This window comes from Streptomyces coelicoflavus, assembly GCF_045041415.1.
Lineage (GTDB): Bacteria > Actinomycetota > Actinomycetes > Streptomycetales > Streptomycetaceae > Streptomyces > Streptomyces coelicoflavus.
In genome coordinates, this window is sequence record NZ_CP108218.1 from 3,921,230 (window position 1) to 3,935,479 (window position 14,250).

Below are 14,250 nucleotides of genomic sequence, written 5' to 3' on the forward strand. Positions count from 1 at the left end.
CTTCCGGGCGGAAAACCGGCGGCACCCGGCTCTTCGCCACCCATTGGGCGGTAGGAAGGGTTCCGGCGCAGTGTTCCGGCGCATGATGCCAGCGCACGAGTCCTCGCGGACGGCGAGCGGTACGGCGAGCAGTGGCGAGCAGTAGGGAGTGCCGGGTGGGTCAGCCGGAGATGCAGCCCGAGGGGCCGCCGCGGAACGGAGCGGGCGGTGGCGGTGAGGGGGCGGCCGGGGCGCGGCCGGGCGACCTGACCGGGCGGGCGTTTCCCCTCGGGGACTGGGCCCTGCCCGCCGAGCGCCTCGACGAGCTGTACCGGTGGGTGGAGCGGGGCGCACTGGACACGGCGGCCTGGTACCTGGCGGACCGGGTGTGGAAGCGGCGCGGCGCCGTGCTGCTGCGCGGCGGGGCCGCGGTGGGCGCGGTCGCCGGGGCGGCGCTGCCGCTGCTCGACCTGTCCGGGGCGGTGGGCGGGGTCGCGCCCTGGGGGTATCTGGCGCTGCTGTGGGCGGTGGCGTGCGTGGCGGTCGACCGGTGTTTCGGTGTCACGGCCGGGTGGATGCGGGACGTGGCCACGGCGCAGGCGGTGCAGCGCCGGCTCCAGGCGCTCCAGTTCGACTGGGCGTCGGAGAGTGTGCGGGAGGTGCTGGGACCGGCGGAGGGCACGGCGAGTGAGGCCGCCGAGCGGTGCCTGCTGGTGCTGCGGCGGTTCTCGGAGGACGTGACGGAGCTGGTGCGGGCCGAGACGACGGACTGGATGGTGAGCTTCCGTCCGGGACCGGCGCCCCTGGGACCGCACGCCGCGGCGGCGGCCGACGGGCCGCGCCCCGAGGGCACGGGCACCGGCGCCACCGGCCGCTTCCCGGTCCCCCCGCAGAACGGCTCCCGCCCGAACATGCCCCGCCAGCGCCCGCCGGAGCCCCGGTGACGACCGGTGGCGGGGTCACGTCCGCTCATCCCCGGGTGTAGACCAGGGCCTCGCCGGTGTCGTCGTTGGTGCGTTCCAGGCTGCCGTCGGGCAGCAGGGTGACCGTGCTGGACCCGCCCGGGGCGCAACTGGTGGACGGCCCGCTGGTGACCCGGGACGGGCCGAGCCGCAGCGGCCCGTCGGCGCCCGGCTCGGCGGTGAGGGCGGCGGCGAACACGCAGTGGTAGGTGCCGGTGTCCGTCGGGCCGTCCGCCACGAGGGTCAGCACCGTCTCGCCGACCTCGCCCTGCGCGATGGTCAGCCGCCGGGGGTGCGTGCCGGAGGCGTTGTCGATGGCGGTCGCCCAGCCGCCCAGGTACCCGGCCGGGACCGTGCCCTCGTCGGCGGACGGAGCGGTCGAACCGGTCGACGGCGACTGGCCCGCCGGGTCCGACGTGCCGGGCGAGCCCGGCCCCGGGTCCTGCGGCGCGCCGGTGGACCGCGTGGGGGTGGGGTCGCCGCCCGCCGCGTCGGTGCCGTCGCCGCGCATCAGGGCGTAGACCGTGCCGCCCGCGCCCAGCGCGACGATCAGGGCCACGACGATCAGCAGCGCGGTGGCGCGGGCGTTGCGGGGCGGCTCGTGCGGGGGTCCGTACGGTGGCGGCCCCTGGGGCGGGGTCGGGCCGAGGCCGCCCCCGCCGTACGGGTGCTGGTAACCGGACTGCGGGTAGCCCGGCTGCGGATGGCCCTGCTGTTGGTACCCCGGCTGCTGGTACCCGGGCTGTTGGTACCCCGGCTGCTGCTGATGGCCGGGCCGGTGGTGGCCGGGCTGCGCCGTGTGCCATCCCTCGTCGGGGGCCTGGGCGTGTCCCGGCGCGGGCGGCTGGGCATGGCCGTTGGCGGCGGGCGGAGGCGTGGGCAGGGCCTGGCCGGCGACCAGGGTCGGGAGGTGGTCCAGCGGGGTGCCGCCGCTGCCCGGCTCACGCGGGGGCGGCGGGCCCACCGGCGTCGCACCGCCCGGCACCGGCTCCGCACCCGCGCCGTCCAGCACCGCACCGCCCGGCGCCGCACCGTCCGGCGGTTCTCCGGCGGTCCCCGCGGTGCCTGGCCCCGCACCGCCGGGCCCCGCACCGTCGGAACCCGCGCCGCCGGTCTCGGCACCGCCGGACCCCGCACCTCCGAACCCGGCTGCCGCGCCCCCGCCAAGCGCGGCCGACGCCCCGCGGCTCCCGGCCTGCCCGGCAGCCCCCGCCTGCCCCGCGGACCCCACAGACCCCGCGGACCCCGCGGACCCCGCGTCTTCAGGGTTCTCCGTGTCCAGCAGCCGTACCGCGTGCCGGCCGAGCTGGGCCACCAGGGCGCTGGGCAGCCACGGGTCGCGGGAGCGGCCGTCGGTGACCGTGTCCTGCGCGCCCGTGCGTTCCAGGACCTCGGCGAGGCCCGGCCGCGCGGCGGGGTCCTTCCTCAGGCAGTCGCGGACGAGGTCGGCGACGCCCTCGGGCACGCCCTCCAGGTCGGGCTCCTCCTGCGCGATGCGGAACATCAGGGCGTGCACGCCGCTGTTCGCGGCGCCGAACGGCAGCCTGCCCGTGGCGGCGTAGACGAGGACCGAGCCGAGGCAGAAGACGTCGCACGCGGGCGTGACGCGGTCGCCGCGCACCTGCTCGGGCGCCATGAACCCGGGCGAGCCGACGAGCGCGCCGGTGCGGGTGAGGCCGCCGTCGGTCACCGTCTCCAGGGCGCGGGCGATGCCGAAGTCGATGACGCGGGGGCCGTCGATGGTGACCAGGACGTTGGACGGCTTGAGGTCGCGGTGGACGATCCCGGCGGCGTGGATGTCCTGGAGCGCGTGGGCGAGACCGGCCGCCAGCGTGCGTACCGACCGCTCCGGCAGCGCACCGTGGTCGTGCCCGACGACCTGCTGGAGGCTCGGCCCCGCGACGTACCCGGTGGCGACCCACGGCACCGGGGCCTCGGTGTCGGCGTCCAGTACGGGCGCCGTCCAGTACCCGCCGACCCGGCGCGCGGACTCGACCTCCTGCCGGAACCGCTCGCGGAACTCCTCCAGCGCGGCCAGTTCCTCGCGCACCAGCTTGACGGCGACGGTGCGCCCGCGGTCCGAGCGGGCCAGGTAGACGTGGCCCATGCCGCCCGCCCCCAGCCGCCCCAGCAGCCGGTAGGCCCCGATGTGCTGTGGGTCCCCGTCCCCCAGTTTCCGCATGCCGCGCCGCCTTCCCCCCGCACGTGAGCAACAGGGCGAGGATAGTGCGGGCTCGGTCTCACGAAGGGCGGGCGTTGTCCACGGTTCCGTAACGGAGCGGCCCGCCCGCACCGGCGACGCACCGCCGAGGCACGAGCGACGCACCGGCAACACACCGGCAACACACCGGCGACGCGTCGACAACCTGTCGTGGAAAGCTCCCGACCGCAGACAGGACGCCGATTCCGTTTCCGCATCGCGGACATCTACCCTCGGCCGCATGACCCCTCAGCCCAATCCCCAGGCCGGCGCCGCCGTGAAGGCCGCGGACCGCGCGCACGTCTTCCACTCCTGGTCAGCGCAAGAGCTGATCGACCCGCTCGCCGTCGCCGGCGCCGAGGGGTCGTACTTCTGGGACTACGAAGGCAAGCGCTACCTCGACTTCTCCAGCGGGCTCGTCTACACGAACATCGGCTACCAGCACCCCAAGGTCGTCGCCGCGATCCAGGAGCAGGCGGCGCGGATGACGACGTTCGCGCCCGCGTTCGCCGTCGAGGCGCGCTCGGAGGCGGCCCGGCTGATCGCCGAGCGGACGCCCGGCGACCTGGACAAGATCTTCTTCACCAACGGCGGCGCCGACGCCGTCGAGCACGCCCTGCGCATGGCCCGGCTGCACACCGGCCGCCCCAAGGTGCTCTCGGCGTACCGCTCGTACCACGGCGGCACCCAGCAGGCGGTCAACGTCACCGGTGACCCGCGCCGCTGGGCCTCCGACAGCGGCACGGCCGGCGTCGTGCACTTCTGGGCGCCCTTCCCGTACCGCTCGCGCTTCTACGCCGAGAACGAGGAGCAGGAGTGCGCGCGGGCGCTGGAGCACCTGGAGACGACGATCGCCTTCGAGGGTCCGGGGACGATCGCCGCGATCATCCTGGAGACCATCCCGGGCACCGCGGGGATCATGATGCCGCCGGCCGGTTACCTGGCCGGCGTGCGCGAGATCTGCGACAAGTACGGCATCGTCTTCGTGCTCGACGAGGTCATGGCCGGGTTCGGGCGCACCGGTACCTGGTTCGCGGCCGATCTGTACGACGTCGTGCCCGACCTGATGACCTTCGCCAAGGGTGTGAACTCGGGTTACGTGCCCCTCGGCGGCGTCGCGATCTCCGCCGAGATCGCCGCGACCTTCGCCGAGCGGCCCTACCCCGGCGGACTGACCTACTCCGGGCACCCGCTGGCCTGCGCCGCCGCCGTCGCCACGATCAACGTGATGGCGGAGGAGGGCGTCGTCGAGCACGCCGCGCGGCTCGGCGGAGAGGTCGTCGAACCGGCGCTGCGGGAGCTGGCCGAGCGCCACCCGAGCGTGGGCGAGGTGCGCGGGACCGGCATGTTCTGGGCGCTGGAGCTGGTGAAGGACCGGGAGACCCGGGAGCCGCTGGTGCCGTACAACGCGACCGGACAGGCGGCCGCGCCGATGTCGGCGTTCGCCGCCTCCGCCAAGGCCCACGGCCTGTGGCCGTTCGTGAACATGAACCGCACCCACGTGGTCCCGCCGTGCAACATCACCGAGGCGGAGCTGAAGGAGGGCCTCGCGGCCCTGGACACGGCACTGTCCGTGGCGGACGAGTACACACGGTAAGCGGGGTCGGGCGCCGGATCCGAGCGCGTAGGGTTGCGTGCTCGTACGCGGTAGACATATGTACGAGCACGCCCCCCGAACGACGCCCAGCACGACGCCCGACCGGCGCCCCGGACCCGACGAGGAGACGCCCGACCATGCCCGGCCCCAGCGGTACCGGTGCCGTCACGCGCAGCACCCTGCGGCAGCAGATCGCCGACGCGCTCCGCGACGAGGTACTGGCCGGGCGGCTCCAGCCGGGGCAGGAGTTCACGGTCAAGGAGATAGCCGAGCAGTACGGGGTGTCCGCGACGCCGGTGCGCGAAGCCCTGGTCGACCTGTCCGCGCAGGGGCTCCTCGACGCCGACCACCACCGGGGCTTCCGCGTCCACGAGTACTCGGTCGACGACTTCCGCGGCATGATCGAGGCCCGCAGTCTGGTGACCGACGGGATGTTCCTCGCCCTCGCCGCGGACCTGCCGGACCCGGCCGATCCGCGTATCGCCGCCGCGCTCTCCGGGGTCCGCCGGCGCGGCGAGGAGGCCCAGCGCGCCGCCTCGGCCGGGGAGCTGACCGTCCTGATCGGCTACGACCTGCGCTACTGGCGCGAACTGGCCGCCCTCTTCGGCAACCCCTACCTCTGCGACTTCCTGCACCGGCTGCGCGTGCAGAGCTGGGTGTGCACGGTGCAGCACCTGCGCCGGCTCAGCGACCTGCGCGGCGCGCTGTGGTCCGGGCACACCGAGTTGGTCGACGCCCTCGCCCACCGCGACGTCCCGGGCGCACGCGCGCTCGTCGACGCGTACAACGCCCACTCGCTCGCCCTCATCGAAGGGCTCACCGGCGGCAGCGCCGGGGGCAGCGACGGCGGCGTCGCCGGGGGATGACCAACGCCGGACGTGTCGTGGCCCGGCCCCAGATGGGTATGGGACCTGCACGCGAAGCGCGCCCGACGCACCACCGACACGCACCGACTACGCTGCCCTGACCACCGTGCTGTGTGAGGAGCCCTCTTTTGGCCTGTGACCTGTGGCTGGTACCGCTCGTCGACGTCTTGTGCCACACGCCGGACAACCCGTTCGCCGAGGAACTCGCGCAATACGACAAGGTGCTGGCCGAGGCCGGGCTGCCGCCGGTGCCGGTGTACCAGTACATGCCGGGACTCTCCGGCGAGGTCGCGCCCGTGGCCGGTTTCGACTACGACGCGCTGCACTTCCTGCGCCGGTCCTACCTCCTTCAGGTGTGCGGACTGCCGGTGACCCCGGTGGACGAACTGGGCGGGGACTACGAGCAGTTGCTGGAGATGTTCGAGTCGACGGCCCAGCAGTCCCACCTCGTCTGGCACTACGACCACGCGGGCGCCTACGTCCCGGTCGACTTCCCGCATCCGCTCGCCAACGACGAACTCCTGGCGGGCGGCGGCCCCTTGGGTTCTTCGCACGCCCTGCTGCGGGAACTGGAGGCCGTCGCCCCGGCCCTCGGCATCGACCCGGCCAACCCCCCTGCTCCACCGCAGCCGCCGCTCGCCCCGACGGAGCTGGAGGAACCGGCCGTGCCCGCGCCGTACGACGCCAGCCCGTTCGCCCGGGAGCGCCACGTGTGGCTGGGGCTGCACACGGCGGCGACGCGGAGCCTGGCACAGGGGTCGATGATCGTCTTCAGCTGACCGGGGACCTCAGCGGTCGCTGCCGGTCAGCCGAGCTGGGACAGTCCCTTGCGCAGGTCGTCCGCGTTCATGATCGGGGAGACCTCGACCTCGGCGTTCAGCTCGGTGAAGAACGGCTCGCCGGTGGGCGGCAGCTCCGAGCTGTCCTGCATGTCGAAGACCAGCAGGGCCGTCCGCCGGCCGCCGACGGGGCCGAAGTAGGCGGCCTCCGGCTTGAGCTGGTCGAGCATCCGGCTGATCACGTCGGGCAGTTTCCCGCTGCGGATCGCCTCGTTGCCCTTCTCCGTGTCCAGCGTCGCCTTGAGCAGCACGCGCATCGCACTCACCTTCTTCTGCCGACGCGACGTGTACGGGTTCAGCCTATGCCCGTGATGTCCAGTTCGTTCAGTCGAGCGGGCTCGGCGATCACGTCGATGCCGGTCATGCGGCCGTCGGCGGCGAAGTCGAAGCGGAGGACGACGCGCAGCCTGCCGTGCTCGGCCATCGCCATGCCCACCCGGCCGTCGACGAGGACGACGGCGGCGGCCCGGGCCCGGCCCATCGAGGCCATCGCGCCCCTGGCCACCGGCTCCACACCACCGACGGTGAAGGGCTCGGGCGTCGGCACGACCGCCGCGTCGGCGCGCAGCACGACGTCCGGGTGGAGCAGGGCCACCAGCGCGTCGAAGTCGCCGCCGCGGGTGGCCGCCAGGTAGGCGTCGACCGCGCGGCGCCGGCGCGGCAGGTCGGCCTCGGGTGCGGGGACGCCCCGGACCCGGCGGCGGGCCCGGCTCGCCAGCTGGCGGGTGGCGGCGGGGGTCTTGTCGAGCATCGCGGCGATGTCGTCGAAGGGCACGTCGAACATGTCGTGCAGGACGAACGCGAGCCGCTCGGCGGGCCCGAGGGTGTCCAGGACGATCAGCAGCGCGATCCCGACCTCGTCGGCGAGCTGCGCCTCCTCGGCCGGATCGGTGCCGGTGCCGGTGCGGGCCGCCCGCCCGCGTGGCGTGTCGTCCAGCGGCTCCTCGCGGCGGGTGTCCCGGGCGCGGAGCAGGTTGAGGCAGACCCGGGCCACGACCGTGGTGAGCCAGCCCGACGGATTGGCCACCTCGGAAGTGTCCGTCCGGTCGGCCCGCAGCCAGGCCTCCTGAAGGGCGTCGTCCGCCTCACCGAGCGAACCGAGGATCCGGTACGCGACCGCCCGCAGCCGGGGCCGGTCCAGCTCGAACTGCCGGGCCACGTCATCGGGTCGTCCGGGCACCGTACGGCTTCCTTCCGCGTCCGTTCACAGGTCCTCGGGGGAGGGCGGGACCCAGTGAACCACCCGGCGTACGCACCCCCACAAGGGCCTCTCACCGCACCAGGATGATCCCCGGCGGCCACAGCACCCCGGCGGCCAGCAGCAGCGACGGTCCCAGGTGGACCGGGCACACCCGCAGCGGCGCCCGAAGGTGCCGGGCGACCTCGAAGCGGACCGGGTCGCCGCAGTCCTCCGGGCCGTTCTCGCCGCCGTACGGGCCCTGGCAGGAGGCGGCGCGGTCACAGTCGGTCATGTCCCGATCCGACACCAGGCCACGCTCCGGCGCCCGGCGAAGGGGGCCGAAGGGAGGGCTACAGGGCGGTGGCGGCCTCGTCGAGGCCGATGCACTTGCGCTCCTGCGGGATCCACTTCACGGCGGGATCCAGTGCGGCGAGGATGCCGCCCACCTCCTCGCGCGGACCGGAGTACGTGAACTCCACGGCCGGTGAGCGACCGTACGTCCGCAGGACGCTCACGCCGTCGCGCTTGAGCCGTGCCTCGTCCAGGACCCAGTCGACGCCGTCGGCGGTGACGCAGAGGTTGATGTTGGGCTGGAGCTCCTCGGCACCGCAGCGGAACACGGCCTTCTGGCCGCCCCAGGACGCCACCGAGTCGCCCAGGGCCCAGTCGCGCGAGGCGCCGGGTATGTCCTCGGGCAGGCGGGAGATCACCGTGTCGCACTTGGCGTCGCCGGCGTGCGGTGCGGCGGAGACGCGGTGGCCGTCGACGTAGAAGGCCCCGCCGGTCACGACGACGACCGCCGCGGTCAGCCAGATCCACGTCCGGGTGGTGGGCTTCCGCATGTCCGCTCGCTCCGTCTGTCCGTGGTGACCGCGGTGACCGCGGTGACCGTGGTGACCGTGGTGACCGTGATGTCCCGGCCCCTGCTGTTTCGGCCAGCGTATCCGCCCGCCCGACGCCGACGGCCGGGGCCCCGCGCGGGGTCCCGGCCGTCGTGGTGCGTGCGCCGTGCCTACAGGAACGAGTTGATCTCGATCGTCTCGTCCCGGCCCGGGCCGACGCCGATCGCGGAGATCGGGGCGCCGGACATCTCCTCCAGCGCCTTGACGTACGCCTGGGCGTTCTTCGGCAGGTCGGAGAAGGACTTCGCCTTGGTGATGTCCTCGCTCCAGCCGGGCAGCGTCTCGTAGACCGGCTTCGCGTGGTGGAAGTCGGACTGCGAGTACGGCAGCTCCTCGACGCGCTTGCCGTCGATCTCGTAGGCCACGCAGACCGGGATCTGCTCCCAGCCGGTGAGGACGTCGAGCTTGGTGAGGAAGAAGTCGGTGAGGCCGTTGACGCGGGTGGCGTAGCGGGCGATCACCGCGTCGAACCAGCCGCAACGCCGGTCGCGGCCGGTGGTGACGCCGCGCTCGCCGCCGATGCGGCGCAGGGCCTCGCCGTCCTCGTCGAACAGCTCGGTCGGGAACGGTCCGGCGCCGACGCGGGTCGTGTACGCCTTGAGGATGCCGATGACCCGGCTGATCTTCGTCGGGCCCACGCCGGCGCCGGTGCAGGCGCCGCCCGCGGTCGGGTTCGACGAGGTGACGAAGGGGTACGTGCCGTGGTCGATGTCCAGGAGCGTGCCCTGGCCGCCCTCGAAGAGGACCACCTTGTCGTCGTCGAGGGCCTGGTTGAGGACCAGGACGGTGTCGGCGACGTACGGCGCGAGCTTGTCCGCGTAGCCCAGCAGCTCCTCGACGACCTGGCCGGTGGCGATGGCGCGGCGGTTGTAGAGCTTGGTGAGCATCTGGTTCTTGACGTCGAGGGCCGCCTCGACCTTCTGGGTGAGGATCGACTCGTCGTAGAGGTCCTGGACCCGGATGCCCACGCGGTTGATCTTGTCGGCGTAGGTCGGGCCGATGCCGCGCCCGGTGGTGCCGATCTTCCGCTTGCCGAGGAAGCGTTCCGTCACCTTGTCGACGGTGACGTTGTACGGCGTGATGATGTGAGCGTTGCCGCTGATCAGGAGCTTGGACGTGTCGACGCCGCGCTCGTTCAGCCCGCTCAGCTCGGAGAACAGGACCGACGGGTCGACGACGACGCCGTTGCCGATGACCGGCGTGCAGCCGGGGGAGAGAATTCCGGAAGGGAGCAGGTGCAGGGCGTACTTCTGGTCGCCCACGACTACCGTGTGGCCGGCGTTGTTGCCGCCCTGGTAGCGCACCACATAGTCGACGGAGCCACCGAGCAGGTCCGTCGCCTTTCCCTTGCCTTCGTCACCCCACTGAGCACCGAGCAGCACAAGTGCGGGCACGCGCGTACACCCCTTCCGGGCGGGGCATGTCCATGGTCGAGGGCGTATGCGACGGGTTTCCGCCACGTACACCGCGACCGTCGTTGGCCGCCAACCGTCGGACCGGGTGCCCCGGAATAGACGAAGCCCCTGGCGCAACAGCGCAAGGGGCTCTTGCACCAAGATGCTACCCGAGGAAGCGAGGCATGGCCGAGGTGGCGACTTCCGCGAGCTCTTCCGCGAACTCTTCCGCGAGGTCCGACCAGCTTCTGGTGGTGGTGGATCCGGCCGCCCGGCGCATGGACGGGGAGTCCGTCCGGATCGCGAAAGACGTGCTCAGCGCCGGTGCGTCGCATACGAAGGTGTGTCTTCCGGACGGCCCGGAGGAGTTCGCGCGGGCGCTGCGCCGGCGCGGCTCGCGGCGCCCGGTGGTGGTCGGGGACGACGGTGCGCTGCTACGGGCCGTGGCGCTGCTGCACCGGCAGCGGGAGCTCGCGGGGTGCGCGCTGTCGGTGGTGCCGGTGGGCCCGGCGCTCGGTCTCGCCCGGTCCCTGGGGCTGCCGACCGGGGCGGTGGCGGCGGCGCGGGCCGTGCTGGACGGCGCGGAACGGCGCCTGGACCTGCTCGTGGACGACAGCGACGGGGTGGTGCTGGGGGCGGTGGGCATTCCGCCGGCCCCGTTCCCCGTCCCGGGGCGGGAGGACCCGGCGCCCGGCCCGGCGTCGCTCCGCCCCTGGCTGCGGACCTGCCAGTCGCTCGTACGGACGCTGGCCTCCGCACGTCCGGCGCGGACCGCCGTGGCGCCGGGGGCCGCGGGTCCGGCCCGGCTGCGGGTGGAGGTCGACGGGGTGACGCTGGTCGACCTGGACCAGCCGGTGGAGGCACTGACGGTGACGCCGGAGGGCGGCGGGCTGGCCGCGGTGGAGGTGCGGCCGCTGTCGGTGGGCGCTCAGGCGGCACCGCTGACGGCGAGCGGGCGGACGGTGACCGTGTCGGGGGCGCACTTCCGGTACCGGGCGGACGCGGTGGTGTGCGGACCGGTGGGGACGCGGACATGGGTGGCGCGGGAAGGGGCGTGGGGGCTGACGCTGCCGGCCGGGTAGGGGCGGGGTTCGGGCTTCCGGTCCGGGTTCAGGAGTCCGTGTTCGGGGGTCCGGGTTCAGGGGTCCGGTCCGCGTTCAGGGGGGTCCGGTTTCACCCCTGTCCGAACCGCTCCTCCCGGTGCACGCGCCAGCGCTCCATCATCGCCGCGATCTCCTCGTCGACGAACTCGAAGAAGGCGAGTGTCTCGGCCATGCGCCGGCCCGCCGGGGTGTCGGCGCCGAGGCTGGTGACGCCGTCGCTCAGGGCGCTCTCCCAGCGCTTGAGGACGGCCTCGCGGTTGGTCAGCGCCTCGTACCACTGGTTGCTGTGCACCCGGTAGCGCTCCCGGCGCGAACCGGGCTCCCGCTCGCGCGAGACCATGTGCTGCTGCGAGAGGTAGCGCACGGCGCCGGAGACGGCGGCCGGGCTGACCCGGAGCTGCTCGCCGAGTTCGGCGGAGGTCAGCGAACCCGAGTCGGAGGCCAGCAGCGCGGCGAAGACCCGGGACGGCATGCGCTGCATCCCGGCCTCGACGAGCTGGGCCGCGAAGCCCTCCACGAACTTCGACACCGCCTCGGGGTCGCGCCCCGCCGCCTGATCCGCCCGATCCGCTGGTTGTCTCATCCCACGATCATCCCTCACCGTCTTGACGGTTCCTTAACTTCACAAGTTTCTGAAAGTAGCGTACGTTCCGAATCATGACGAAGGCAATCAGCGTCTCCGGACTCCACAAGTCGTTCGGACGCACGCATGCTCTGGACGGGCTCGACCTGGAGGTCGGGACCGGGGAGGTCCACGGGTTCCTCGGGCCCAACGGAGCCGGGAAGTCCACCACCATCCGGGTCCTGCTCGGCCTGCTGCGCGCCGACTCCGGCGCCGCGCAGGTGCTCGGCCGCGACCCGTGGGCCGACGCGGTGGAGGCGCACCGGCGGATCGCGTACGTCCCCGGCGACGTGACGCTGTGGCGCAACCTCTCCGGCGGCGAGGTCATCGACCTCTACGGCCGGCTGCGCGGCGGACTGGACACCCGGCGGCGCGCGGAACTGGTCGAGCGCTTCGAACTCGACCCGACCAAGAAGGGCCGCACCTACTCCAAGGGCAACCGGCAGAAGGTGGCCCTGGTCGCCGCCTTCGCCTCCGACGTCGACCTGCTGATCCTCGACGAACCCACTTCCGGACTCGACCCGCTGATGGAGGAGGTCTTCCAGCGGTGCGTCGAGGAGGAGCGCGAGCGCGGCCGGACGGTGCTGCTCTCCTCCCACATCCTCAGCGAGGTCGAGGAGCTGTGCGACCGGGTCAGCATCATCCGCAAGGGGCGGACCGTCGAGAGCGGCTCGCTCGCCGAACTCCGCCACCTGACCCGGACCAGCGTCACCGCCGAACTCGCGGGCGCCCCGAACGGCCTCACCCGCCTGCCCGGCGTGCACGACCTCGACGTCCGGGGCCACCGGGTCCGGCTCCAGGTCGACACGGACAAGCTGGACGCCGTCCTCAGGTCGCTGAGCGAGACGGGCGTGCGGTCGCTGACGTCGACGCCGCCGACGCTGGAGGAGCTGTTCCTGCGGCACTACCAGGCCGAGGACGCCGAGGACGCGGAGTCCGGAGCGGAGGTGACGGCGCGATGACCGCCACCGCCGACGCCACCGCCACGGCCTTCGCCGCCCGGACCGGGGGCGCGCGCCGACTCGCCGGGACCGGCACGCTGCTGCGCTTCGCCCTGCGCCGCGACCGCGTGCTGATCCCCGTCTGGGTCGCGGTGAACGCGCTCATGGTGCTGTCCATGCCGGGCACCCTCAAGGGCCTGTACGGCACCGCCGCCGAACGCGCCGACCTGATGCGGCAGATGGAGACCAACTCCTCGCTGCGGGCACTGGTCGGCCCGGTCTTCGACGACAGCCTCGGCGCGCTCACCGCCTGGCGCGTCGGCCTGTACGCGGGCGCGCTCGCCGCGGTGATGAGCCTGCTGATCGTCGTACGGCACACCCGCGACGAGGAGGAGAGCGGACGGCAGGAGGTCGTCGCCTCCGGGATGGTCGGCCGCCGCGCCCCACTGACGGCGGCACTGCTGGCGGCGGCGGTCGCCAACGCCGTCCTGGCCCTGCTGGTCGCCGTCGGACTGGCCGGGCAGGGGGCGGCCGGCGCGCTGGCCCTCGGGCTCGGGGTCGCGGGCGTCGGGATGCTCTTCGCGACCACGGCGGCGATCGTCGCCCAGCTGACCGAGAGCGCCCGGCTGGCCCGGGGGCTGACGGCGGCCGTGCTCGGCGGGGCCTTCGTCCTGCGCGCGGCGGGCGATTCCGCGACGGACGACGGCTCGTCGGTGCTGACGTGGGTGTCGCCGCTGGGCTGGCTGGAGAACCTGCGGGCCTTCGCCGGTGAACGGTGGTGGGTACTGCTGCTCGTCGCCGGCGCGGCGGTGGCCCAGGGGGCGGTGGCCTACGCCCTGGCCGGACGCCGGGACCTCGGCATGAGCTTCCTGCCCACCCGGCCGGGACCGGCCGCCGGGCGCCTGGGCACGGCCGGGGCGCTGGCCTGGCGCCTGCAACGCGGCAGCGTCCTCGGCTGGAGCATCGGCTTCCTCCTCGCCGGGGCGGTCTACGGCGGGATGACGGAGGGCGCGGCCGATCTCGTCGGCGACAACGCGCAGGCCCGCGACATCATCGAGCGGATGGGCGGACAGGCCGGGGTCACCGACGCCTTCGTGTCGGCGATGATCGGCATGCTCGGGCTGGTCGCCGCGCTGTACGTGGTCGCGTCGGTGCTGCGGCTCAGCGGCGAGGAGACGTCCGGGCGGGCCGAACCGGTGCTCGCGGGCGCGGTGGGCCGGCTGCGGTGGGCGGCGGGCCACCTGGTGATCGCCTTCGGCGGCGCGGCGCTCATCATGCTGCTCGCCGGGCTCGGCTTCGCCGCCGGGTACGGGCAGGACTTCGGGGCGATCCTGGGCGCGTGCCTGGTCCAGCTCCCGGCGGTCTGGGTGATCGGCGGGGCGGCGGTGCTGCTGCACGGGCTGCTGCCCCGGGCGGCCGTCGCCGCGTGGGCCGTCGCGGGCGCGGTGCTGCTGCTCGGCTGGGTCGGACCGGCACTGGACGTGCCGCGGAGCGTCCTGGACGTGTCCCCGTTCGGGCACCTGCCGAAGCTGCCGGCCGGAGAGATGAGCTGGACGCCGGTGCTGGTGCTGCTCCTGATCGCGGGGGCGCTGGTCGCAGCGGGCCTGGCGGGGCTGCGGCGGCGGGACCTGACGACCTGAGGCGAAACCGAACGTACGGGCCAAG

The 14,250-nt window shown here is 73.8% G+C and carries 14 protein-coding genes; 7 read left to right on the plus strand and 7 right to left on the minus strand.

What is annotated here, in order from left to right:
- Positions 1-155 precede the first annotated feature (155 nt).
- Complete coding sequence (locus OHA99_RS17220) at positions 156-923, plus strand: SLATT domain-containing protein (RefSeq protein WP_153178724.1); 768 nt, start codon at positions 156-158, stop codon at positions 921-923.
- A gap of 25 nt (positions 924-948) precedes the next feature.
- Here OHA99_RS17220 and OHA99_RS17225 read toward each other — a convergent pair whose 3' ends face one another.
- Complete coding sequence (locus tag OHA99_RS17225) at positions 949-3,123, minus strand: serine/threonine-protein kinase (protein WP_405696520.1); 2,175 nt, start codon at positions 3,121-3,123, stop codon at positions 949-951.
- Positions 3,124-3,382: 259 nt separating this feature from the next.
- Here OHA99_RS17225 and OHA99_RS17230 point away from each other — a divergent pair, with 259 nt between their 5' ends.
- The 3 genes from OHA99_RS17230 to OHA99_RS17240 all read left to right on the plus strand — a co-directional run bounded on the left by OHA99_RS17230 (position 3,383) and on the right by OHA99_RS17240 (position 6,383).
- Complete coding sequence (locus OHA99_RS17230) at positions 3,383-4,738, plus strand: aspartate aminotransferase family protein (protein ID WP_164383864.1); 1,356 nt, start codon at positions 3,383-3,385, stop codon at positions 4,736-4,738.
- Between the two features lie 137 nt (positions 4,739-4,875).
- Entirely contained in the window at positions 4,876-5,604 is a 729-nt protein-coding gene (locus tag OHA99_RS17235; RefSeq protein ID WP_153178727.1) for a GntR family transcriptional regulator, read from the plus strand.
- A 128-nt stretch (positions 5,605-5,732) separates the two neighbouring features.
- The gene (locus tag OHA99_RS17240; RefSeq protein ID WP_153178728.1) at positions 5,733-6,383 is read left to right on the plus strand and encodes a hypothetical protein; all 651 of its coding nucleotides are present in this window, start codon (positions 5,733-5,735) and stop codon (positions 6,381-6,383) included.
- Between the two features lie 26 nt (positions 6,384-6,409).
- On the opposite strand, the gene OHA99_RS17245 is transcribed toward OHA99_RS17240, so the two are convergent.
- The 5 genes from OHA99_RS17245 to OHA99_RS17265 all read right to left on the minus strand — a co-directional run bounded on the left by OHA99_RS17245 (position 6,410) and on the right by OHA99_RS17265 (position 9,919).
- Positions 6,410-6,700 carry a hypothetical protein gene (locus OHA99_RS17245; protein WP_153178729.1) on the minus strand — a complete coding sequence of 97 codons (291 nt, stop codon included), beginning with the start codon at positions 6,698-6,700 and terminating at the stop codon, positions 6,410-6,412.
- A 38-nt stretch (positions 6,701-6,738) separates the two neighbouring features.
- The gene (locus OHA99_RS17250) at positions 6,739-7,623 is read right to left on the minus strand and encodes a sigma-70 family RNA polymerase sigma factor (protein ID WP_366472304.1); all 885 of its coding nucleotides are present in this window, start codon (positions 7,621-7,623) and stop codon (positions 6,739-6,741) included.
- A 91-nt stretch (positions 7,624-7,714) separates the two neighbouring features.
- Positions 7,715-7,915 (minus strand): hypothetical protein, encoded by a 201-nt coding sequence (locus OHA99_RS17255; protein ID WP_405696524.1) that lies wholly within the window; start codon positions 7,913-7,915, stop codon positions 7,715-7,717.
- 58 nt (positions 7,916-7,973) lie between these two features.
- Positions 7,974-8,465: a DUF3515 family protein gene (locus OHA99_RS17260; RefSeq protein WP_108987319.1), complete on the minus strand. Its 492-nt coding sequence runs from the start codon at positions 8,463-8,465 to the stop codon at positions 7,974-7,976.
- 170 nt (positions 8,466-8,635) lie between these two features.
- Positions 8,636-9,919 carry an adenylosuccinate synthase gene (locus OHA99_RS17265; RefSeq protein ID WP_003975310.1) on the minus strand — a complete coding sequence of 428 codons (1,284 nt, stop codon included), beginning with the start codon at positions 9,917-9,919 and terminating at the stop codon, positions 8,636-8,638.
- A gap of 185 nt (positions 9,920-10,104) precedes the next feature.
- Between OHA99_RS17265 and OHA99_RS17270 the strand changes: the two genes are divergently transcribed.
- Positions 10,105-11,001 (plus strand): diacylglycerol kinase family protein, encoded by an 897-nt coding sequence (locus OHA99_RS17270; protein WP_153178732.1) that lies wholly within the window; start codon positions 10,105-10,107, stop codon positions 10,999-11,001.
- 91 nt (positions 11,002-11,092) lie between these two features.
- Here the strand turns inward: OHA99_RS17270 and OHA99_RS17275 are convergent, their stop codons facing one another.
- The gene (locus OHA99_RS17275) at positions 11,093-11,605 is read right to left on the minus strand and encodes a GbsR/MarR family transcriptional regulator (RefSeq protein WP_194279986.1); all 513 of its coding nucleotides are present in this window, start codon (positions 11,603-11,605) and stop codon (positions 11,093-11,095) included.
- Between the two features lie 74 nt (positions 11,606-11,679).
- Between OHA99_RS17275 and OHA99_RS17280 the strand changes: the two genes are divergently transcribed.
- Together OHA99_RS17280 and OHA99_RS17285 are read left to right on the plus strand one after the other, a co-directional pair.
- Complete coding sequence (locus OHA99_RS17280; RefSeq protein ID WP_153178733.1) at positions 11,680-12,606, plus strand: ABC transporter ATP-binding protein; 927 nt, start codon at positions 11,680-11,682, stop codon at positions 12,604-12,606.
- Positions 12,603-14,225, plus strand: a complete 1,623-nt coding sequence (locus OHA99_RS17285) for an ABC transporter permease (protein ID WP_405696527.1) — start codon at positions 12,603-12,605, stop codon at positions 14,223-14,225. The genes OHA99_RS17280 and OHA99_RS17285 overlap by 4 nt, the downstream gene beginning before the upstream one ends.
- Positions 14,226-14,250: the final 25 nt, after the last annotated feature.

Bases quoted from the DNA above. Each gene is read 5' to 3' on its own strand.
- OHA99_RS17280 (WP_153178733.1), top strand. From the start codon at position 11,680: ATGACGAAGGCAATCAGCGTCTCCGGACTCCACAAGTCGTTCGGACGC.
- OHA99_RS17285 (WP_405696527.1), top strand. From the start codon at position 12,603: ATGACCGCCACCGCCGACGCCACCGCCACGGCCTTCGCCGCCCGGACC.
- OHA99_RS17255 (WP_405696524.1), bottom strand. From the start codon at position 7,915: ATGACCGACTGTGACCGCGCCGCCTCCTGCCAGGGCCCGTACGGCGGC.
- OHA99_RS17275 (WP_194279986.1), bottom strand. From the start codon at position 11,605: ATGAGACAACCAGCGGATCGGGCGGATCAGGCGGCGGGGCGCGACCCC.
- OHA99_RS17235 (WP_153178727.1), top strand. From the start codon at position 4,876: ATGCCCGGCCCCAGCGGTACCGGTGCCGTCACGCGCAGCACCCTGCGG.
- OHA99_RS17225 (WP_405696520.1), bottom strand. From the start codon at position 3,123: ATGCGGAAACTGGGGGACGGGGACCCACAGCACATCGGGGCCTACCGG.
- OHA99_RS17245 (WP_153178729.1), bottom strand. From the start codon at position 6,700: ATGCGCGTGCTGCTCAAGGCGACGCTGGACACGGAGAAGGGCAACGAG.
- OHA99_RS17260 (WP_108987319.1), bottom strand. From the start codon at position 8,465: ATGCGGAAGCCCACCACCCGGACGTGGATCTGGCTGACCGCGGCGGTC.
- OHA99_RS17270 (WP_153178732.1), top strand. From the start codon at position 10,105: ATGGCCGAGGTGGCGACTTCCGCGAGCTCTTCCGCGAACTCTTCCGCG.
- OHA99_RS17230 (WP_164383864.1), top strand. From the start codon at position 3,383: ATGACCCCTCAGCCCAATCCCCAGGCCGGCGCCGCCGTGAAGGCCGCG.